At 64.0% G+C, this 19144-nt stretch carries 15 protein-coding genes; 4 read left to right on the top strand and 11 right to left on the bottom strand.

Annotated features, from left to right (window positions below):
• The first annotated feature begins 12 nt into the window (after positions 1-12).
• Positions 13-1905 (top strand): flagellar assembly protein A, encoded by a 1893-nt coding sequence (locus tag ACN9MZ_RS20555; protein WP_426338781.1) that lies wholly within the window; start codon positions 13-15, stop codon positions 1903-1905.
• On the opposite strand, the gene ACN9MZ_RS20550 is transcribed toward ACN9MZ_RS20555, so the two are convergent.
• Positions 1902-2927 (bottom strand): HDOD domain-containing protein, encoded by a 1026-nt coding sequence (locus tag ACN9MZ_RS20550; RefSeq protein ID WP_426338780.1) that lies wholly within the window; start codon positions 2925-2927, stop codon positions 1902-1904. The two genes, ACN9MZ_RS20555 and ACN9MZ_RS20550, sit on opposite strands and share 4 nt — an antisense overlap.
• A gap of 127 nt (positions 2928-3054) precedes the next feature.
• Between ACN9MZ_RS20550 and ACN9MZ_RS20545 the strand changes: the two genes are divergently transcribed.
• Positions 3055-3525: a chemotaxis protein CheW gene (locus ACN9MZ_RS20545; protein ID WP_426338779.1), complete on the top strand. Its 471-nt coding sequence runs from the start codon at positions 3055-3057 to the stop codon at positions 3523-3525.
• Here ACN9MZ_RS20545 and ACN9MZ_RS20540 read toward each other — a convergent pair.
• The 4 genes from ACN9MZ_RS20540 to ACN9MZ_RS20525 all read right to left on the bottom strand — a co-directional run bounded on the left by ACN9MZ_RS20540 (position 3495) and on the right by ACN9MZ_RS20525 (position 7909).
• Positions 3495-5453, bottom strand: coding sequence for an ATP-binding cassette domain-containing protein (locus ACN9MZ_RS20540; protein WP_426338778.1), 1959 nt, complete (start codon positions 5451-5453; stop codon positions 3495-3497). The genes ACN9MZ_RS20545 and ACN9MZ_RS20540 overlap by 31 nt on opposite strands.
• Before the next feature lie 71 nt (positions 5454-5524).
• The gene (prmB, locus tag ACN9MZ_RS20535; RefSeq protein ID WP_426338777.1) at positions 5525-6415 is read right to left on the bottom strand and encodes a 50S ribosomal protein L3 N(5)-glutamine methyltransferase; all 891 of its coding nucleotides are present in this window, start codon (positions 6413-6415) and stop codon (positions 5525-5527) included.
• A gap of 10 nt (positions 6416-6425) precedes the next feature.
• The gene (dapE, locus tag ACN9MZ_RS20530) at positions 6426-7559 is read right to left on the bottom strand and encodes a succinyl-diaminopimelate desuccinylase (protein ID WP_426338776.1); all 1134 of its coding nucleotides are present in this window, start codon (positions 7557-7559) and stop codon (positions 6426-6428) included.
• Complete coding sequence (locus ACN9MZ_RS20525) at positions 7556-7909, bottom strand: ArsC family reductase (protein WP_426338775.1); 354 nt, start codon at positions 7907-7909, stop codon at positions 7556-7558. Before ACN9MZ_RS20525 ends, dapE begins: the two co-directional genes overlap by 4 nt.
• Before the next feature lie 236 nt (positions 7910-8145).
• Here ACN9MZ_RS20525 and ACN9MZ_RS20520 point away from each other — a divergent pair, with 236 nt between their 5' ends.
• Positions 8146-10986: a TonB-dependent receptor gene (locus ACN9MZ_RS20520; RefSeq protein ID WP_426338774.1), complete on the top strand. Its 2841-nt coding sequence runs from the start codon at positions 8146-8148 to the stop codon at positions 10984-10986.
• 57 nt (positions 10987-11043) lie between these two features.
• Here ACN9MZ_RS20520 and ACN9MZ_RS20515 read toward each other — a convergent pair whose 3' ends face one another.
• The 5 genes from ACN9MZ_RS20515 to dapC all read right to left on the bottom strand — a co-directional run bounded on the left by ACN9MZ_RS20515 (position 11044) and on the right by dapC (position 16449).
• Entirely contained in the window at positions 11044-11496 is a 453-nt protein-coding gene (locus ACN9MZ_RS20515) for an acyl-CoA thioesterase (RefSeq protein ID WP_426338773.1), read from the bottom strand.
• A gap of 58 nt (positions 11497-11554) precedes the next feature.
• Positions 11555-13090 (bottom strand): helicase HerA-like C-terminal domain-containing protein, encoded by a 1536-nt coding sequence (locus tag ACN9MZ_RS20510; RefSeq protein WP_426338772.1) that lies wholly within the window; start codon positions 13088-13090, stop codon positions 11555-11557.
• A gap of 159 nt (positions 13091-13249) precedes the next feature.
• On the bottom strand, positions 13250-14389 hold the full coding sequence (locus tag ACN9MZ_RS20505; RefSeq protein WP_426338771.1) for a PilT/PilU family type 4a pilus ATPase: 1140 nt from the start codon (positions 14387-14389) through the stop codon (positions 13250-13252).
• Positions 14390-14413: 24 nt separating this feature from the next.
• Complete coding sequence (gene dapD, locus ACN9MZ_RS20500; protein WP_426162641.1) at positions 14414-15235, bottom strand: 2,3,4,5-tetrahydropyridine-2,6-dicarboxylate N-succinyltransferase; 822 nt, start codon at positions 15233-15235, stop codon at positions 14414-14416.
• The gene (gene dapC / locus ACN9MZ_RS20495) at positions 15232-16449 is read right to left on the bottom strand and encodes a succinyldiaminopimelate transaminase (protein WP_426338770.1); all 1218 of its coding nucleotides are present in this window, start codon (positions 16447-16449) and stop codon (positions 15232-15234) included. Before dapC ends, dapD begins: the two co-directional genes overlap by 4 nt.
• An 89-nt stretch (positions 16450-16538) precedes the next feature.
• On the opposite strand from dapC, the gene ACN9MZ_RS20490 reads away from it, so the two are divergent.
• Complete coding sequence (locus tag ACN9MZ_RS20490; RefSeq protein ID WP_426338769.1) at positions 16539-18392, top strand: DUF4153 domain-containing protein; 1854 nt, start codon at positions 16539-16541, stop codon at positions 18390-18392.
• On the opposite strand, the gene ACN9MZ_RS20485 is transcribed toward ACN9MZ_RS20490, so the two are convergent.
• Entirely contained in the window at positions 18389-19135 is a 747-nt protein-coding gene (locus ACN9MZ_RS20485; RefSeq protein ID WP_426338768.1) for a Mut7-C RNAse domain-containing protein, read from the bottom strand. The genes ACN9MZ_RS20490 and ACN9MZ_RS20485 overlap by 4 nt on opposite strands.
• Positions 19136-19144: the final 9 nt, after the last annotated feature.

Here is a 19144-nt window from a genome sequence, read left to right as displayed (position 1 = left end):
GATAGCCGTACAATGGCGCAAGAAGACTACCCGGGAGACATGGTGCCTGCAGACGCTGCATCGGCCGCCGCGGCGGCTGGCGATCTGCCATCGTCGCTGGTCCAGCGCGCCGATGGCGTGTATTTCAAGGCCGAAGCCGCGGCGGCTTTGCTGCAGGCGGCTGCCAACCAGGTTTTCCTGTCCGGCGCCTGTTTCCGCGGCCTCGATTACGGCGTCTTCATCCGCGCCCTGTATGGCGTCGGTCCCGAACTGCCGGAAGGCATGGACGGCCAGCCTTTGTGGCGCTTTGCCGACGATATCGTGCCATTCCCCAGCGGGCGGCGCGACCTGTACAAGTCGGTACGCATCGTCGGCGGCGAGGCGGAATACTATTTCGAACCCGTGTTCGTGGAGGCCGGAGGCGAGGCACCGCTGCCGACCCACCTCGACTTCGGCGAATTCGTGGCCGATATGTGGACCAAGGGCATTCGCTTCGGCATCGATGCGCCGGTGGTGCGCGAAGCCATTGCCAGCGGCAAGGTGGCGCGCCTGATCGTGGCGCGCAGGCTGCCGCCGGTGCCGGGGCGCGACGCCGCCATCGTGGAAGTATCGGAAAGCATCCACCGCTCCAATGCTCCGCGCCTGCTGGCCAATGGCCGCTTCGACTTGCACAGCTTCCAGAACCGCTTCCCGCAAGTGAAGGCCCAGGTGCGGCTGCTGCGCCGCGAGCCGCCGCAGGCGGGCACGCGCGGTTTCGAATTGTCCGGCATCGTGCTCGACCCGCCACAGCCGCGCGACCTGGAACTGGCCACGGTGGCCGGGGAAGGCACGGTGGTCGAGCACCACGATGGCGTCGATTACCTGGTCTCCTCGCGCGAAGGCTTCATCAACGTCGACAGCAAAAGCAAGCGCATTTCCATCGGCCCCAAGATCGTCAGCCGCGAAGGCGTGTCCGCGCGCACCACGGGCAACCTGAAGCTCGATGGCGATTACGAGGAGTTCGGCGAAGTGCAGGAACAGCGCACGGTGGAAGGCGGCAATATCACCGTGCATGCCGACGTCTTCGGCAACATCGTCTCGCGCGGCGGCACGATTGCGCTGCAAAAGAACCTGATGGGCGGCAGCGCCACCAACGCCGACGGCAATATTCGCGTATCAGGCGTCGCTTCCGGCGCGCTGCTGCAGTCGAAAAATGGCGAGGTGGTGCTGGGCAAGGCGCAGAATTGCGTGATTACCGGTTCGCGCGTGATCATCGCCGAGGCTTACAACTGCGAGATCATGGCCGACGAAGTGCTGATCAAGCTGGCCGCCGGCTGCGCCATTGCCGCGCGCCGCATCGAGATCGACAGCGCCGGGCCGCGCAAGCAGGCCGAGATGCAGCTGCACGTCATGGTGCCGGACACCAGCAAGTACGACGACAAGCTGGCCGAATGCGCCGCCCGCGCGGAAAGGCAGGAGCAGCAGGCGCAGCGCTGCAAGGAGCAGATGGACGCCATCACTGCCGACCAGGAAGTGCGCAACTACCTGCAACTGGCCAGCAAGGTGCGCAAGCAGGAAGTCACGCTGAACCAGGAGCAGCTGGTGCTGTTCCAGAAGATGGCGCTGAAGGTCGGCCCCTCGCTGAAGATGGTGGCGCGCCTGCAGGTGGCGATGAAGGAAGCCCAGGCCGCCCAGCAGAAGGAGCAGGAGTTGGGCGAGCACGTCTACCGGCAGAAGCTGATGGTCGTCGGCGGCGCGCGCTGCACGGTGCGGCAGGTGGCGGGCGACATGGTGGTGCGCAAGCTGGTCTTCAATCCCGACCTGGGGCCGGCCTACCTGCTGCCGCCAAAGGAAGTCAAGCTGCGCGTACGCGCCGCGCTGGGTACGCAGCAGCCGCTCTTCATCGGCAGCGGCGGCCAGTTCGACTGGAGCGGCAGTGCAGCTTAAATCGCAGCGTAGCAGGGCATGGCGCCCAGCGGCAGGTCGTGGAACAGGTTGTGTTCCGTATCGTTGATCTCGCGGTTTGCCTGCAGCACGCGAATCTTTGACAGGTAGTCGCCCACCGCCAGCACGCGCGCCATCGGCGTGCGCGGCTCGCCCTTGCGCATGGTCTGCTGTTCGCGTATCGCCTGGGTGATCGACGGCGGGAAATTCCATGCCTCCGATATCCCGGCCGAAATGGCAAGCGCCTCGTGGGCAAGTCGGGCGCGGAACGTGGCCGACCCTAGCTCGCCCGGCCTGGCTCCGGCGCTGTCCAGTACCGGCAAGGCGGTCAGCAAGCCGGAATTGATCACCAGGCCCGCCAGGAAAGCCTCGAACGGATCGATGCCGAATTCCGGGGCCAGCATGCGGCAGGCCACGGCGCTTTTCTCGGACTGCTCCCAGATGCGCGGTGCCAGCAGCCTGGTGTAGTGCCCCGAATTCAAATCGATGATGGGGCGGAAGGCGACAGTGGTGATCAACTGGCGCAAGCCTTCCTGTCCAACCACGATCACGGCGTGCTCGACGCTGTTGATGGTGGTGGCTTCGCCGCTGTTCTGGATGGCGGCATTGGCCAGCCGCAGCACCGATCCCACCAGCACCAGGTCGTTGGAAATCTTGCGCGCGATATCTGCGCCGGCGAAATTCTCGCTGCGCAGGCTTTGCAGCAGTTGCGGGATTACGCCCGGCATGCGGCGCAGCATGTCCGCCGCGTTGTGGCCCGATTGCGCGGCCAGGATCAATTCGTGCAGCACGCGCCCTTCCGGCGCGGTGGTATCAAGCGAATCGTCCTTGCGCAGGCCAAACAGCCAGCGCTGGAAGGTGGAGTTGACCAGGTCCTTCTGTTCGAAATCGGGGCCGCCTTCAAGGGCCGGCGAGAGCACGGGGACCGGCGCCGGTGTGGGCGCGGGCTGCGCCGGCGCGGCAGGGGCGGCCGCTGGCGGCCGGCTTTCAGGTTTGGCGAGCAGTCGCTTCAGCCATTGGAACATGGATGCTTTCCCAGCAATTGTTATGAAAGCATTGTAGCCCAGGCCGCAATCTTTGAGGATGGTCAAACTGCTTGCTGTTGCGTAACGGTACGATGGAACAGCGTATCACCGGAATCAGAGGAGCAATATGGAAGCCGACCTGCGACAGTACCTGACATTCCGCCTGGGCGGCCTTGAATACGCGCTGGACTACCGCCGCGTGCAGGAGTTGCGTCCATTGAGTGCGCTCGAGCGTATTGCATCGGGCGGAGAAATCGTTGAAGGCGTGGCGTTGTCGCGCGGCGTCATCATGCCCATTGTGGACATGCGCGTGGCGTTCGGCCCCCGGCCGCCGGTGCACGATCCGCGCACGGACGTGATCATCCTGCAGCTTTCGACTTGTGTGATGGGAATAGTGACCGATGGCGTGACCGACCTGGTGTCCTTGCCGGCCAGCGCGGTCCACCCCCTGCCGCATGCGGGCGAGGAGGTGGATTACCTGCTGGGAATGGGACAGCTCGGCGAACGCCGGCTGATCATGCTCGATATCGACCGCCTGATGGCGGTGCGCGGGGCGGCGCGGCCGCGTCAGGCGGCCAGTGCTTCCAGCTGCTCCTGAAGCTCGAGCCACTCGCCTTCGAGCTGCTCCAGTTCCTTGCTGCATTCGACCTGGTCGGCCAGCAGGGTTTTCAGCTTAGGCTTGCTGTCAGCCTCGTAGATGGCTGGGTCGGCCAGGGCGGCGTCGATCGCCGCTTTCTGTTCGCTGCGCTGGGCCATCGCCGCTTCCACCTTCTTCAGGCGGTTCTCCAGTGGCTTGCGCTGGGCGGACAGGCGCTGGCGTTGCTCGGCTTCCAGGCGTTTTTGCTCCTTGCGGTCGACCGGCGACGCCTCGGCTGCGGCGGGCTGGCCGGCAGCTGGCATCGCGCTGGCTGCAGCAGCGGCAGGCTTGGCCAGCTTGGTCTGTAGCAGCCAGTCCTTGTATTCATCGAGGTCGCCATCGAATTCACGCAGGCGGCCGTTCTCGACGATGATGAATTGCTCGGTGGTGGCGCGCAGCAAATGGCGGTCGTGGGAAACGACCAGCAGCGTGCCTTCGAACTGGGCCAGCGCATCGGTCAGCGCTTCGCGGGTTTCCAGATCCAGGTGGTTTGTCGGTTCGTCCAGCAGCAGCAGGTTCGGGCGCTGCCATACGATCAGGGCCAGCGCCAGGCGCGCCTTTTCGCCGCCGGAAAACGGCGCGATCTTGCTGGTCACCATATCGCCCGGGAAGTTGAAGCTGCCCAGGAAGTTGCGCAGTTCCTGTTCGCGCACGGTCGGCGCCATCTTCTGCAAATGCCACAGGGGCGATTCGTCGTGGCGCAGCATCTCCACCTGGTGCTGCGCGAAGTAGCCGATCACCAGGCCCTTGCCGGTGGTGGCGGTGCCCGTCAGCGGGTCGATGTCGCCGGCAATGGTCTTGATCAGGGTCGATTTGCCAGCACCGTTCACGCCCAGCAGGCCAATGCGCTGGCCTTGCACCAGCGAGAACGTCACGCCGCGCACGATGGTCTTGTCGCCTTGCTCGGTGTGGTAGCCGCAGTCGACGTCTTCCATCACCAGCAGCGGATTCGGCGCACTGACCGGGTCGCGGAATTCGAAGCTGAATTCGGCGGCGGCGCGCAGCGGCGCCAGTTCTTCCATCTTCGCCAGTTGCTTCATGCGGCTTTGCGCCTGGCGCGCCTTGGTGGCCTTGGCCTTGAAGCGGTCGATGAACGATTGCAGGTGGGCGCGGGCGCGCTGCTGCTTCTCGATCGCGGAAGCCTGCAGCACAAGGTGCGCGGCGCGCTGGCGCTCGAAGCCGGAGTAGTTGCCCGAGTAGCGTTTCAGCTTGCGGTCGTCAATGTGGACGATCACGTTCACGATCTCGTCGAGGAAATCGCGGTCGTGGGAGATGATGATCAGGGTGCCCGGATAGCGCTTCAGCCAGTCTTCCAGCCAGATGATCGCGTCCAGGTCCAGGTGGTTGGTCGGTTCGTCCAGCAGCAGCAGGTCGGAAGGGCACATCAGCGCCTGCGCCAGGTTCAGGCGCATGCGCCAGCCGCCGGAGAAGCTGGCGACCGGCTGCTGCATCTGTTCCAGCGAAAAGCCCAGGCCAAGCAGCAACTGCTCGGCGCGCGACTGCACGGTGTAGGCATCGGCATCGGCCAGCTCGGTGTGGACGTGGGCGATTTCGATGCCATGCTCCTGCGAATCGGGCAGGGCTTCCAGGCGCGCCAGTTCGGCTTGCAGCTGGCGCAGGTGGGCGTCGCCGTCGATGGCATAGTCGATGGCGGTGCGCGGCAAGGCAGGGGTTTCCTGCGCCACGTAGGCCATGCGCCAGCTTTTCGGGAAGTCGATGTCGCCCAGGTCCGGGTGCAGCTCGTTGCGCAGCATGGCGAACAGGCTGGATTTGCCAGCACCATTGGCGCCGATCAGGCCGATCTTGTCGCCCGGGTTCAGGGTCAGGTCGGCGTTTTCCAGCAGCGGCTTCAGGCCGCGCATCAGGCTGACGTTGGTGAAGCGGATCATTTTCTTGCTCGTTTCCTTAAAACCCGGCAATTCTGGATCTGACCCTTGGGTCAGACCCAGAATTGCCGGGTTTAGATTTTCAGTTGGTCGGCAGTGATCAGGAACACCATGTCGTCGCCCTGGCTGGTGGTCAGCCAGGTCAATCCCAGCTCCCCGAAGGCCGCCTCGGCAAACTCCTTCTCGTTGCCGATTTCCACGATCAGCAGGCCATCGTCGGTCAAGCGTTCGGCCGCGCCAGCGATGATCTTGCGCACCAAATCCATGCCATCGGCGCCGCCGTCCAGGGCGATCTGCGGCTCGTGCAGGTATTCCTGCGGCAGCTTGGACATCGACGACGAGTTCACGTAAGGCGGATTGGTGATGATCAGGTCATACTTCTTGCCGGCCGGGACGTTCGCATACAGGTCCGACTGGATCAGGTTCACGCGGTCTTCCAGCTTGTAGGTCTCGACATTCTTGCGTGCCACTTCCAGAGCATCGGCAGAAATGTCGACCGCATCGACTTCAGCGTCAGGGAAGGCATCCGCCATCATGATGGCCAGGCAACCAGAGCCGGTGCACAGTTCCAGAATATTCGACACATTCTCCGCATCGTTGACCCACGGTGCGAAGTAATTCGGGATCAGTTCGGCGATGAAGGAGCGCGGCACGATGGTGCGCTCATCGACGTAGAAGTTGTAGGTGCCCAGCCAGGCTTCATTGGTGATGTAGGCGGCCGGCACGCGGTCGTTGGCGCGGCGCTCGATCACTGCCAGCACTTCGGCAATTTCTTCCGGCTGCAGGCGCGCATCCATGAACGGCTCCAGGCGGTCCAGCGGCAGCGCCAGCGTATGCAAGGTCAGGTAAGCCGCTTCATCGTAAGCCTCGGCGCTGCCGTGGCCGAAGAACAGCTTGGCCTTGTTGAAGCGGGTGACTGCGTGGCGAATCAGGTCGCGCGGGGTGGTGTACAGGGTGGTATCCATAGTGTTCTTCTTAGCGCAGGAGGTTTTCCAGAGTGCGGCGGTAGATGTTCTTCAGCGGATCGATGAAGCGGATTTCGATGTGCTCGTCGATCTTGTGGATGCTGGCGTTCGGGGGGCCAAATTCTATCACCTGGGGGCAGATCCGGGCGATGAAGCGCCCGTCGGAAGTGCCGCCCGTGGTGGACAGTTCGGTGTCGACGCCCGTTTCATCCTTGATGGCGTGGCACAGCGCTTCGGACAGGGTGCCGCGCGGGGTCAGGAAGGGCAGGCCGGACAGCGTCCAGTCAAGCTGGTATTCCAGGCCGTGCTTGTCGAGGATGGCATGCACGCGTTCGCGCAGGCTCTCGTGCGTGGAAGCGGTCGAAAAGCGGAAGTTGAAGTCGATATGCAGGTCGCCCGGGATCACGTTGTTGGCGCCGGTACCAGCCTTGATGTTCGACATTTGCCAGGAGGTCGGCAGGTAGTACTCGTTGCCGTTGTCCCAGACTTCCGCCACCAGGTCGGCCAGTGCCGGCGCGGCCAGGTGGATCGGGTTCTTCGCCAGTTGCGGGTAGGCGATATGGCCTTGCACGCCCTTGATGGTGAGGCTGCCCGACAGCGAACCGCGGCGCCCATTCTTGATCATGTCGCCCAGGGTCTTGTCGGAAGTCGGTTCGCCGACGATGCAGTAATCGATCGCCTCGTTGCGCGCCTTCAGCTTTTCGACCACCTTGACGGTGCCGTCGGTAGCCGGGCCTTCTTCGTCGGAGGTGATCAGGAAAGCGATCGAGCCCTGATGGTTCGGGTTGGCGGCGAGGAACTCCTCGCAGGCAACCACCATGGCGGCGATCGACGTCTTCATGTCGGCGGCGCCACGGCCATACAGCTTGCCGTCGCGATGGGTTGGGTAGAAGGGTTCGGACGACCACTTTTCGACCGGTCCGGTCGGCACCACGTCGGTGTGGCCGGCAAAGACCAGCACCGGGCTTGCGCTGCCCTTGCGCGCCCACAGGTTGGTCACGTCGCCGGAAATGATGGTCTCGCAGTGGAAACCGAGCGGCTCGAGCCAGGATTTCAGATGGTCCTGGCAGCCCTTGTCGTCCGGCGTGACGGATTCGCGGCCCAGCAGTTTTTCGGTCAGGTCGAGGGTGCGGGAGGCGCTCATGCTGCGAAGATTTCCTGGTACATGGCGTCGTTGAAGCCGACGTGGGCTTGCGGGCCGGCGCCAACCAGCACCGGGCGCTTGATCACGGACGGGTTTTCCAGCATCAGGGCGACTGCGGCATCGGCGCTGGTGACGGCAGCCTTGCGTTCGTCAGGCAGGGCGCGCCAGGTGGTGCCCTTCTTATTGACCAGCACTTCCCAATCCAGGGTTTTCAGCCAGGTGCGCACCGTGGCTTCGTCCAGGCCTTGTTTCTTGAAGTCGTGGAAGGTGAAGTCGTGCTGCTGGCCAGCCAGCCAGACGCGGGCTTTCTTGACAGTGTCGCAGTTGGGGATGCCGTAGAGGGTAATCATTCGGAAAATATTGTTGTGCCGGGCCGCGCCGCGGCCGAAGGACGACATTATATCGTGCGATGGGCTGGGCAAGCCGTGTGCGCTTTGCCGATGTTTCCGAAGCATCCGGCAGCGGTTAACTATAATATTAATAGTTATATAATTGTGGTTTTAGGGCAACGTTATACAGGAATTAATTGACTATGTTTTAACTAAAATGCTCTGATGGCCGTCTCATCCTCATGGAGACCATCAGAATGAAACACAAGGCAATACCCCTCGCAGTCCACCTGGCGTTGAGTACCCTGGCCATCGCCCCTGCAGTCCAGGCCCAAACCAGCTACGCGCCGGAAGCCCAGCCCATGCAACGGGTGGAAATCACCGGTTCCAACATCCGCCGCACCGACAAGGAAACGCCGAGCCCGGTGCAGGTCCTGAGCGCACAAGACCTGAAAAATTCCGGCTATACCTCGGTCTCTGAAGTGCTGCGCAATGTGACGGCCAACGGCCAGGGCACCCTGTCGCAATCGTTCAGCGGAGCCTTCGCCGGTGGCGCAAGCGGTATCTCGCTGCGCGGCTTGTCGGTGGGCGCGACCCTGGTGCTGATCGACGGCCACCGTATGGCGCCATACGCCTTGTCGGACGACGGCCAGCGCAGTTTCGTCGACATCAGCCAGATACCGTTCGAAGCAATTGACCGCATCGAAATCCTCAAGGACGGTGCGTCATCCGTGTACGGTTCTGACGCGGTGGCCGGCGTGGTCAACGTGATCCTGAAGAAAAGCGTGGTCGGCGGCAGCATCACGGCCGAAGCCGGCCAGTCGTACAAACACGATGGCGCGACGGCCCACGTGTCCGGAATCTATGGCTGGGGCGACATCGGCGCCGACGGCCATAACACCTACCTCGCCGTCGAGTACCGCAAGCAGAAAAAGATCCTGGTGACCGACCGTTTGGGCAAGGACTTTACGCGCACCGACTGGACCGCGCTGGGCGGGCGCGACCGCAGCCGCGGCGTGCCAACTCCTTCCAACGGCGGCTTGCCGGGCTCACTGACCGGCTACTTCATCGACCCCGATACGTTCGAGATCAGCGGTTTCCTGCCGGGCTGTAACCAGGCCATGCTGGACGCGAATCAGTGCGCCTACCACGATGCGGACCTGGAGCTGCAACCGGAGACCAGGAACATCAACCTGATCGCCTCCCATTTGCAAAAGCTGGGCAGCGGCTGGCAGCTGAATTTGAAGGGTTCCGTCTTCCAGTCCGATGCCGAGCAACTGGGACGCTACGCCACCTCCGGCGCCAATGCCGGCGGCCTGACTGCGCTGCAGTTCGGCCCGGCCTACCCGAACCCGGTTTCGACGCCATTGGCCGGGCCGCTGCAGTTGACGGTGCCAGCCAGCTACCCTGGCAATCCCACCGGCTCGCCGCAACTGCTGCAGTACAACTTTCCCGAACTGGGCGGCAATCGCACCGAACTCAAGGCGCGCACCTTGCGCTTTGTCGGCGACCTGAGCGGCACCGTGGCTGGGTGGGACTTGACGGCTTCCCTGGGCTGGAGCAGGAGCCGTGTCAAGCAGGCTATCGACGGCAACTTCCACATGGCCAACCTGCAAGCCGCGTTCAACGACCCGGTCCATCCCTACCTGGTTGGCCCGGCTGCTTCCGGCAACGCCGCTTCGCTGCGCCAGTTCATCGCGCCGACCGAGCATACCGAGGCCACCAGCACGCTGGAATACCTGAGCCTGCGCGGCTCGCGCGAGCTGATGGACTTGCAAGGCGGCGCGCTGGCGCTGGGCCTGGGTGCCGAGTACACCCGCCGCAAACTCGATGCGGTGGCGCCGGAGGCCGTCGCTTCGGGCGACCAGATCGGCAACAACGCCTGGGCGATCGGCACGCAGAATATCGGTGCGCTGTATGCTGAGCTGGTGGCGCCGGTAATGCAGAACCTGGAGCTCGATGCTTCGGTGCGCTATGACCGCGTGATGGGCCTGGCGAAAGCCACCACGCCGAAAGTCGGCTTCAAATATGTGCCACTGAAAGAACTGACCCTGCGCGGCACCTACACCAAAGGCTTCCGCGCACCGAATCCGGCGGAAACGGGCAACACCGGCGCCTTCTTCGGCGCCAATGGCGTGCCTGACCCGATCCTGTGCCCGAACGATGGACCGGATCCGACCGTCATCCCGGGCAACTATCCGCAGCAATGCTCGGTGGCGCTGGGCGGCGCCCAGCAGCCGGGCAAGAACCTCAAGCCGGAAAAATCGAAGTCCTACAACCTGGGCGTGATCATCGAGCCGAGCAAGATGTTCAATATGTCGGCCGACTACTACCGCATCAAGATGAGCAACCAGATCATCAGCGCCATCAGCGATCCGAATTACGATCCGTTGCCGGTGGTGGTACGCGGTACCCCGGTTGCCCAGCCATACGTGCTGCTGGATGGCACCCTGGGCACCAACACGCCTGCAGTGGGCAATATGCTGTTTGCGCCGTATCCCTATGAGAATGCATCCTCGACCTCCACCCGCGGGCTGGATATTGACTTGCGCTTCCGCTTCAATATGGAAGGCGTCGGCAAGATCACGGCCGAGCTGATCGAGTCGCACATGTTCAGCTACAAGCAGGGCATCACCGGCGGGCCGACCGTGGAGCTGGCCGGCACCCACGGTCCGTCCGGCGTGTCCGGCGACACCGGCAACCCGAAGGACCGGGCCCAGTTCATTGTCGGCTTTGACAATGGGCCGCTGAACCTGACCGGCACCGTGAACTGGATTTCCGGCTACAGCGTGACGGACCCGTCCAGCTCCTCGGCCCAGACTTGCAAGGATGCGATCCTGAACGGCAGCGGCGCCTTCTCCAATCCACCGGAGCAGTTCTGCCGCGTGAAGCACTTCACTTCGGTCGACTTCAATGCGACCTACAAGCTGACCGACCGCTGGACGCTGCGCGGCTCGATCCTGAACGTCTTCAACAAGCAGGCGCCGCTGGATTTCCAGACCTACGGCAGCGCGGCATCGACGTTCTACAACCCGGCACTGCACCAGACGGGCGCAGTGGGGCGCTTCTTCAACATTGGCGCCAACTACAAGTTCTGATCGAGGGAGCTTGACACTGCGGGCGCCGCTTGCCGCGATGGCAGGCGGCGCCCGTTTTTATGTGGGCTGGCAGGCGCTGAACGCCGGCAGGTAGACCGCGCTGAACTCCGGCGGGAGCCGCTTGGGACGGCCGCTCGACAGTTCGATGCACACCAGGTCCCAGCGGGCGCGCAGCACCGTGCTGTTGTCGCGCTGGCGCAGCAGCTGGAAGCAGCGCTGCATCGACAGCGGGCTGTCGCCGGGCAGCAGCCAGGTGCCAAGCAGCAGTTGCTCGCCTTCGTTGGTGGCAAAGATGTAATCGAATTCGCTGCGGCGGATGGCCATGCCGCGGTCCAGCCGCTTGTAGTCGGCCAGCGTCAGTCCCAGCGCATGGGAGTGCGCCCAGCCCGCCTGCTCGCACCAGCGCACATAGACCGCGTTGTTGGTGTGATCGAGGCCGTCGATATCGGAGGTTTGCGGCGTGACCGGCAGGATGAAGGGCGCGGGCCGGTCCCAATGAGGTAACGTCATGGCCGTGCCACATGCACTGCGGGAAGGAGTGCGAGCAGCAGAACGGCAGTCCGCACGATCAGCGCTTCTTCAGGATCGAACCGAGCACGCCGCGGATGATTTCGCGGCCAACTTGCGAGCCGATGCTGCGGGCGGCGGACTTGACCATGGCTTGCACGGCGGTGTCGCGCTTGCTGCTGCCGCCGAACAGGCCACCCAGCACGTCGCCAAAGATCGAGCCGCCGCTGTCCGCAGGGGCATCGGCCGGCGCCTGCGCGCTGCCTCGGCCCATCGGTGCGCGGCCGCCCGTCGCCGGAGTGCTGGCGCCGCCGGCGTTGGCGACGCGGCCAGTCAGCTTTTCGTAGGCGGATTCGCGGTCGACAGCTTTCTCGTACACGCCGGCCACAACTGAGCTGGCGCGCGCGGCTTGGCGTTCCGCTGCGGTGATTGGGCCCAGTTGCGAAGCGGGAGGCAGCACGAAGGCGCGCTGCACGATCTGCGGCGTGCCTTTTTCATCGAGGAAGGACACCAGCGCCTCGCCGACGCCAAGTTCGGTAATCACTTGCGCCACGTCGAGCGCCGGATTGGGGCGGAAGGTTTCGGCGGCCGATTTGACGGCCTTCTGGTCGCGTGGCGTGTAAGCGCGCAATGCGTGCTGCACGCGATTGCCCAGCTGGCCCAGCACGGTTTCCGGAATGTCGAGCGGATTTTGCGTGATGAAGAACACGCCCACGCCTTTGGAACGGATCAGGCGCACCACCTGTTCGATCTTTTGCAGCAGGGCCTTCGGCGCTTCGTCAAACAGCAGGTGGGCTTCGTCGAAGAAGAACACCAGCTTCGGCTGATCGAGGTCGCCCACTTCCGGCAGGTTCTCGAACAGTTCGGACAGCATCCACAACAGGAACACCGCGTAGATGCGCGGTGCGTTCATCAGCTTGTCGGCAGCGAGGATGTTCACCACGCCTTTGCCTGCCGCATCGGTCTGGATCAGGTCATCGATGTTCAACATCGGCTCGCCGAAGAACTGCTCGCCGCCTTGCTCTTCAATCGCCAGCAGGCCGCGCTGGATGGCGCCGATGCTGGCCGCGCTGACATTGCCGTAGCTGGTCTTGTAATCGGCGGCATGGTCGCCCACATGCTGCAGCATGGCGCGCAAGTCCTTGGTGTCGAGCAGCAGCATGCCGTTGTCGTCGGCGATCTTGAACACCAGCTGCAGCACGCCTTCCTGGGTATCGTTCAGGTTCAGCATGCGCGCCAGCAGGGTGGGGCCAAGGTCGGAAATGGTGGCGCGTACCGGGTGGCCCTGTTCGCCGAACACGTCCCAGAAGGTAACGGGGCAGCCGGCCCATTGCGGGGTTTCCAGCTTCAGCGCTTCCAGGCGCTTGGCCATTTTCTCGCCCAGCACGCCGGGTTTCGCCATGCCGGAGAGGTCGCCCTTGATGTCGGCCATGAAGACCGGCACGCCGATGTCGGACAACGATTGTGCGATGCGCTGCAGCGTGACCGTCTTGCCGGTGCCGGTAGCGCCGGTGATGCAACCGTGGCGGTTCACCAGGTTGGCCAGCAGGTCGAGGGAAAGGGCGTCGGTTTTGGCGATCGGCAGGGCGGTGCTCATATTGGGGCGGAAATTCTTGTTGACATGAAATTCCGATGATACCTCATGCATGGCGGGCGATGGCAACGCGCTTGCAAGACTCTGCAGGGAGGCAAAGGCTCGAGGGCAGGGACGGGCAAGACGGCGGCAGGCGCGAACGCTTCCTGCCGCGGATGGGGATCAGGAGTTCAGCGTGAACTCGGTGAAGGAGGCGTCGGTCGGGGATTTCAGCTCTTCTTCCTCGACGGCTGGCGGCGCTTCTGCGCCGTGGTTCAGCAGCCACAGCAAGTTGGTGGCCGAGTCGGCGTTGGCCAGGGCTTCATCCTTGGTGATGGAGCCATCCATGACCAGCCTGTACAGCGCTTGCTCGAACGACTGCGAGCCCGGCGACAGGGATTTTTCCAGCGCTTCCTTGATCTGGCCGATCTCGCCTTTTTCGATCAGGTCGGAGATGTAGCGGGTGTTGACCATGATCTCGACCGCTGGCGTGCGGGTGCCGCCGCCGGCCGAACGGATCAGGCGCTGCGACACGATCGCCTTGACGGTCGAGGACAAGTCCTGCAGCAGTGCCGGGCGGTTCTCGATCGGGTAGAAGGAAATGATACGGTTCAGCGCGTTGTACGAGTTGTTGGCGTGCAGCGTCGCCAGCACCAGGTGGCCGGACTGCGCGTAAGCCATGGCCGACGCCATGGTTTCGCGGTCGCGGATCTCGCCGATCAGGATGCAGTCCGGCGCCTGGCGCATCGAATTGCGCAGCGCGGTGTAGAAGTCCTTGGCATCGCTGCCGATTTCGCGCTGGTTGACGATCGATTTCTTGTTGCGGAACAGGTATTCGATCGGGTCTTCCAGCGTCAGGATATGGCCCGAACGCAGTTCGTTGCGGTGGTCCAGCATGGAGGCGATGGTGGTCGACTTGCCGGAGCCGGTCGCGCCGACCAGCAGCACCAGGCCGCGTTTTTCCATGATCAGGTCGGCCAGCACCGGCGGCAGGCCCAGTTCGCCCAGCGGAGGAATGCTGGCCGGGACGAAACGGAAGACAGCGGAAATGCTGCCACGCTGGCGGAAAGCGGACAGACGGAAGCGGCCCAGGTTGGGCACGGAGATACCCATGTTCAGCTCATTGGTCGTATCCAGTTCTTCCAGCTGCTCGGGCGAGCAGACCTCAGCCAACAGGGCTTGCAGGTTCTCGGGCTCGAGCTTTTGCTGGTTGATCGGGATCAGAAGGCCGTTGATCTTCAGATGCACCGGCGAGCCTACGGCAAAAAACATGTCCGAGGCGTTTTTTTCCTTCATTAGCTGGAACAGGCGGTCCATAGCCATTTTTTGGGTATCTCCTTGTTACGGTTATACGCCGCGCAGCAATTCGTTAATGCCTGTTTTGGCGCGGGTTTGTGCGTCGACGCGCTTGACGATCACGGCGCAGTACAGGCTGTACTTGCCGTCAGCCGACGGCAGCGAGCCCGAAACCACCACGGAGCCTGCCGGCACGCGGCCGTAGAATACCTCGCCAGTGGTGCGGTCGTAAATCTTGGTGGACTGGCCGATGTACACGCCCATCGAAATAACCGAGTTTTCTTCCACGATCACCCCTTCCACGATCTCGGAACGGGCGCCGATGAAGCAGTTGTCTTCGATGATGGTCGGGTTGGCTTGCATTGGCTCGAGCACGCCGCCGATGCCTACGCCGCCGGACAGGTGCACGTTCTTGCCGATCTGTGCACAGGAACCAACGGTGGCCCAGGTGTCGACCATGGCGCCTTCGTCGACGTAGGCGCCGATGTTCACATAGGAAGGCATCAACACCACGTTCTTGCCGATGAAGGAGCCGCGGCGCGCCACCGCTGGCGGCACCACGCGGAAGCCGCCCTTGGCGAAATCTTCGGCCGAGTAGTTGGCGAACTTGGTGGGAACCTTGTCGTAGAACTGCATGGTGCCGTCGGAAGGCATGACCACGTTGTTCTCCAGGCGGAAGGACAGCAGCACGGCCTTCTTGATCCACTGGTTGACCACCCAGGCGCCGTTTTCTTTATGGGCTACGCGCAGCGAGCCGTTGTCCAGGCCGGCCAGCACGTGGTTGACGGCATCGCGCACTTCCGCGGTGGCGTTGGACGGGTTGATCTCGGCGCGGTTGTCCCACGCGGTTTCAATGATTTGCTGGATGCTCATGATTTAGCTAGTTGGTTACAGAATTGAACGATACGGCGCGCCGCTTCCAGGCCTTCCTCGGTTTCGGCAACCAGCGCCATGCGGATGCGGTTGCGGCCCGGGTTGACGCCGTGGGCGTCGCGCGCCAGGTAGCTACCCGGCAGCACGGTGACATTGTACTCGGCGTGCAGGCGGCGGGCGAATTCGGTGTCGGACAGGCCAGTGCGGGACACATCGGCCCACAAATAGAAGCCGGCGTCCGGCATTTGAACGTCCAGCACCTCCTGGATAAGGGGCGTGATGGCGGCGAACTTGGCGCGGTATTGGGCGCGGTTTTCCTCGACATGGGTTTCGTCGTTCCAGGCGGCGACAGAGGCGGCCTGCACATGCGGGCCCATGGCGCTGCCGTGGTAGGTGCGGTACAGCAGGAATTTCTTCAGCACTTGCGCGTCGCCGGCCACGAAGCCGGAGCGCATGCCCGGCACGTTGGAGCGCTTGGACAGGCTGGAAAAGACCACCAGGCGGGCATATGGCTCGCCTTCCCTGGTCAGGCCAAGGATGTTGGCCGCCTGCATGGCGCCGAGCGGCGGCTCGTCGCCATGGTAGATCTCCGAATAGCACTCGTCGGCGGCGATGATAAAGTTGTAACGTTCCGACAGCGCGAACAGGTGCTCCCAGTCGGTCAGCGTCAGCACGGCGCCGGTCGGGTTGCCCGGCGAGCAGATGAACAGCAGGCGCACGCGCTGCCAGACTGCTTCCGGCACGCTGTCGTAGTCCGGCGCGAAATTGCGGGCCGCATCGGAATTGACGAAGTACGGCTCGGCGCCGGCCAGGAAAGCCGCGCCTTCATAAATCTGGTAGAACGGGTTGGGGCACATCACCAGCGCGCCGGTATCGGGCGCAATCACGGTTTGCGCAAACGAGAACAGCGCCTCGCGCGAGCCGTTTACCGGCAGTACCTGGGTGGCGCGGTCCAGCGTCGGCAGGTCGTAGCGGCGCTCCAGCCAGGAAGCGATGGCGTTGCGCAGCGCCTCGCTGCCGGCGGTCAGCGGATAGTTGGCCAGCCCGTCCAGGTTATCGACCAGGGCCTGGCGGATGAAGGCCGGGGTAGGGTGCTTCGGCTCGCCCATGCCCAGGCTGATCGGCTTGAAAGCGGGATTGGGCGTGCTGCCGGCAAAGAGCTGGCGCAGCTTTTCAAACGGGTAGGACTGCAGCTTGTCGAGATGTGGATTCATGGCGCATACGGCTGGTTGAACCATTGATTATAGCCGCACTGCGCAACTGTGGCGTTGCTGCAAAATTGACAAGAGGCTATGATCGATACATGGAAGCCACAACACCCGATCCCGACCTGCTACCGCAGGAACCCGTACGCGATGCCGCTGTCACGCGGCGCGTCGGACAATTACGCCTGCTGGCCGGCCTGCTGCAGGGCGGTTTGTTATATTTTCTGTATCGTGCACAGCAGTCTGGCGCCTGGCCTGCCAGTCATGCCGCGCTGTATTTGCCGCTGGTATTGGCCGGCATCGTGCTGCCGGTGCTGCTGATTTCCAGCCTGGGCCACCTGGAGCGGCGGCCTATGGCCTTGTGGCTCGGGGCTGCCGCTGCCGTCCTGGCCGTCGTTGGCATGCATGACGCGTGGCGCAATGCACTTGAACATGCACCCATCGTGCACCCAAGCATACTGCTCTTCCCGTTCTGCGCAGGATTTTTCTTCGTCGCCCATAGCCTGGTGATGGCCGGTGGGCGCGACCGGCGCTGGCTCGCCCATTACGCCACCTGTTTTGAAAGTGCCTGGAAGCTCGCCATCCAGCTGCTTTTTTCCGCCCTGTTCGTGCTCGGCGTGTGGCTGGTGATGTGGATGGGCGCCGCGCTGTTCGGCCTGCTGAAACTGAATTTCCTGGAAAAGCTGCTGCTGAAGTCCTGGTTTTCGGTGCCGCTGGTGTGCCTGGCGTTTTCCAGCGCCATGCATACCACCGACGTGCGGCCGGCCATCGTGCGCGGCATCCGCAGCCTGCTGCTGGTGCTGAAAGCGTGGATCTTGCCGATCGCCGTGCTGCTGGTCGGCGGCTTCCTGGTGTCCCTGCCGTTTACCGGCCTGGAGGTCCTGTGGCAAACGCGCCACGCCACTGCCGTCTTGCTGGCAAGTTGCGCGGTGCTGGCGGTGCTGGTCAATGCGGCCTTCCAGGCAGGCGACGCGGCGGCCGGGCTGGCGCGCATCGTGCGCGTCGCGGCTCGCGTGGCATGCTTCCTTTTGGCGCCGCTGGCGGTGCTGGGCGTTTACGCACTGGGCCTGCGCGTGGCCGATCACGGCTGGACCCCGGACCGGGTGATCGCGGCTGCCTGCCTGATGGTGGCCCTGTTCTATGCCGGAGGTTATGTCCTGGCGGCTGCCCGCCGCAGCGGCCCCTGGCTGGACGCCCTGCGCCAGGTGAATATTGCGGCAGCTTTGCTGGCGCTGGCGGTTGCGCTGGCCATGTTTTCCCCGGTCGCGGATCCTGCGCGTATTTCGGTGGCGGACCAGGTGTCACGCCTGGCGCGCGGCGCCACGCCGGCCGAAAAATTCGATTATGGATTCCTGCGCTACCGCAGCGCGCGCTATGGCACGGAAGCGTTGCAGGCACTGGCGGCGCACGGCGCCGGCCCGCAGGCCGATGCCGTGCGCACACGCGCGGCGAGTGCCCTGAACGAGCGTTATGAGGACCGGACCGCAAGGCGCGCTGCGGAATCGCCCACGGCGCCTGCCAACCTGCGCGTCTGGCCGAAGGGCGCGCAATTGCCTGCAGGTTTCCTGAAGCAGGATTGGGTGGCAAGCTGGTGGCCTTACGCACCTCCTGGTTGCGTGCGCGGCGTTGGCGGCCGGTGCGACGCCATCGTACTGGACGGCGACGGCGATGGCCGGCCGGATGTGCTGCTGCTTGCCGAGGAGCGCGGCGGTGGTGCCGCACTGCTATCCGAGCGAAATGGCAAGTGGCAGGTCGTCGGCCGGCCAGCCAAGGGCCTGGCCGGCTGCCTCCCCTTGCAGGAGCGCTTGCGTGCGGGCCAGTTCACGCTCGCCACGACGCCCTTGCGCGACATCGAGGTCGGTGGCCAACGCATTGTCCTGGTGCCGCAGGAGCCGGAGCCGCCCGACTGCGGGCCGCAGGACGGCGCGCAAGCGGCCAGCGCGCCGCGCTAGCCGGCGTCCACGCCCTGGCTTGCCAGCAGCGCCTTCATGCGGCGCCAGTGCGAGCCGCGCCAGAACACGCCCCGGCACACATCGCAAGTCAGGAACTCCTCATGCGATGCGCGCACCGAGGGCGGCAATTGCGCCGCCACCTCGGTCTTCGGCACCGCCCGCAGTGGTGCATTGCAAGCCAGGCAAAGCGTGAACGGACGCGCGCTGCTTGCCAGGTCCAGGCGCTGGAAGATCTCCGCGAACTGCACCGCAGGCTTCAAGGCCCGCACATAGCAGCCGTGGGTGATGCCGCGCCGCTTCAACAGCTCGCGGTCGCGGGTGAGGGCAACGCGACCCTCGTCTTCCGATAGCGCTGCCACGGTCGGATCGTCAATCCGGTTGTCGTACAGCGTATCGAAGCCCGCCATGCGCAGCAGCCTGGCCAGCCCGCCCAGGTGAGCGTCCGCCACGAAGCGAACCACGCGCAAAGGTTCGGCGCGCACGCGCAGCAGGGGCCGCACGTCGAAAGCCTCGAACTTGGGATAGACCGCCACCCGGTCGCCGTCGCGCAGCAAGCGCTCGAAGCCGGACGATTCGCCGTTCACCAGGATCAGTTCGACCTCGGTATGCGGTACGCCGAGCGCCTCGATCATGTGTTTGGTGGTGGCGGCACGCGCGCACGGCACGGTGAACTCAACCTTGCGGCGCGTGCGCGGCAGGAAGTCGTTTAGTTCTTCGTAGAAACGGAAGGTAGCACTGACCATGCGTCAGTA

Source organism: Pseudoduganella sp. S-14 (assembly GCF_049913285.1).
Taxonomy (GTDB): Bacteria; Pseudomonadota; Gammaproteobacteria; order Burkholderiales; family Burkholderiaceae_D; genus Rugamonas.
This window is presented reverse-complemented; position numbering and strand designations above follow the sequence as displayed.

Excerpts from the sequence above, each read along its gene's own strand:
- ACN9MZ_RS20555 (WP_426338781.1), top strand. The coding sequence starts at position 13 with ATGGCGCAAGAAGACTACCCGGGAGACATGGTGCCTGCAGACGCTGCA.
- ACN9MZ_RS20550 (WP_426338780.1), bottom strand. The coding sequence starts at position 2,927 with ATGTTCCAATGGCTGAAGCGACTGCTCGCCAAACCTGAAAGCCGGCCG.
- ACN9MZ_RS20545 (WP_426338779.1), top strand. The coding sequence starts at position 3,055 with ATGGAAGCCGACCTGCGACAGTACCTGACATTCCGCCTGGGCGGCCTT.
- ACN9MZ_RS20540 (WP_426338778.1), bottom strand. The coding sequence starts at position 5,453 with ATGATCCGCTTCACCAACGTCAGCCTGATGCGCGGCCTGAAGCCGCTG.
- prmB (WP_426338777.1), bottom strand. The coding sequence starts at position 6,415 with ATGGATACCACCCTGTACACCACCCCGCGCGACCTGATTCGCCACGCA.
- dapE (WP_426338776.1), bottom strand. The coding sequence starts at position 7,559 with ATGAGCGCCTCCCGCACCCTCGACCTGACCGAAAAACTGCTGGGCCGC.
- ACN9MZ_RS20525 (WP_426338775.1), bottom strand. The coding sequence starts at position 7,909 with ATGATTACCCTCTACGGCATCCCCAACTGCGACACTGTCAAGAAAGCC.
- ACN9MZ_RS20520 (WP_426338774.1), top strand. The coding sequence starts at position 8,146 with ATGAAACACAAGGCAATACCCCTCGCAGTCCACCTGGCGTTGAGTACC.
- ACN9MZ_RS20515 (WP_426338773.1), bottom strand. The coding sequence starts at position 11,496 with ATGACGTTACCTCATTGGGACCGGCCCGCGCCCTTCATCCTGCCGGTC.
- ACN9MZ_RS20510 (WP_426338772.1), bottom strand. The coding sequence starts at position 13,090 with ATGAGCACCGCCCTGCCGATCGCCAAAACCGACGCCCTTTCCCTCGAC.
- ACN9MZ_RS20505 (WP_426338771.1), bottom strand. The coding sequence starts at position 14,389 with ATGGCTATGGACCGCCTGTTCCAGCTAATGAAGGAAAAAAACGCCTCG.
- dapD (WP_426162641.1), bottom strand. The coding sequence starts at position 15,235 with ATGAGCATCCAGCAAATCATTGAAACCGCGTGGGACAACCGCGCCGAG.
- dapC (WP_426338770.1), bottom strand. The coding sequence starts at position 16,449 with ATGAATCCACATCTCGACAAGCTGCAGTCCTACCCGTTTGAAAAGCTG.
- ACN9MZ_RS20490 (WP_426338769.1), top strand. The coding sequence starts at position 16,539 with ATGGAAGCCACAACACCCGATCCCGACCTGCTACCGCAGGAACCCGTA.
- ACN9MZ_RS20485 (WP_426338768.1), bottom strand. The coding sequence starts at position 19,135 with ATGGTCAGTGCTACCTTCCGTTTCTACGAAGAACTAAACGACTTCCTG.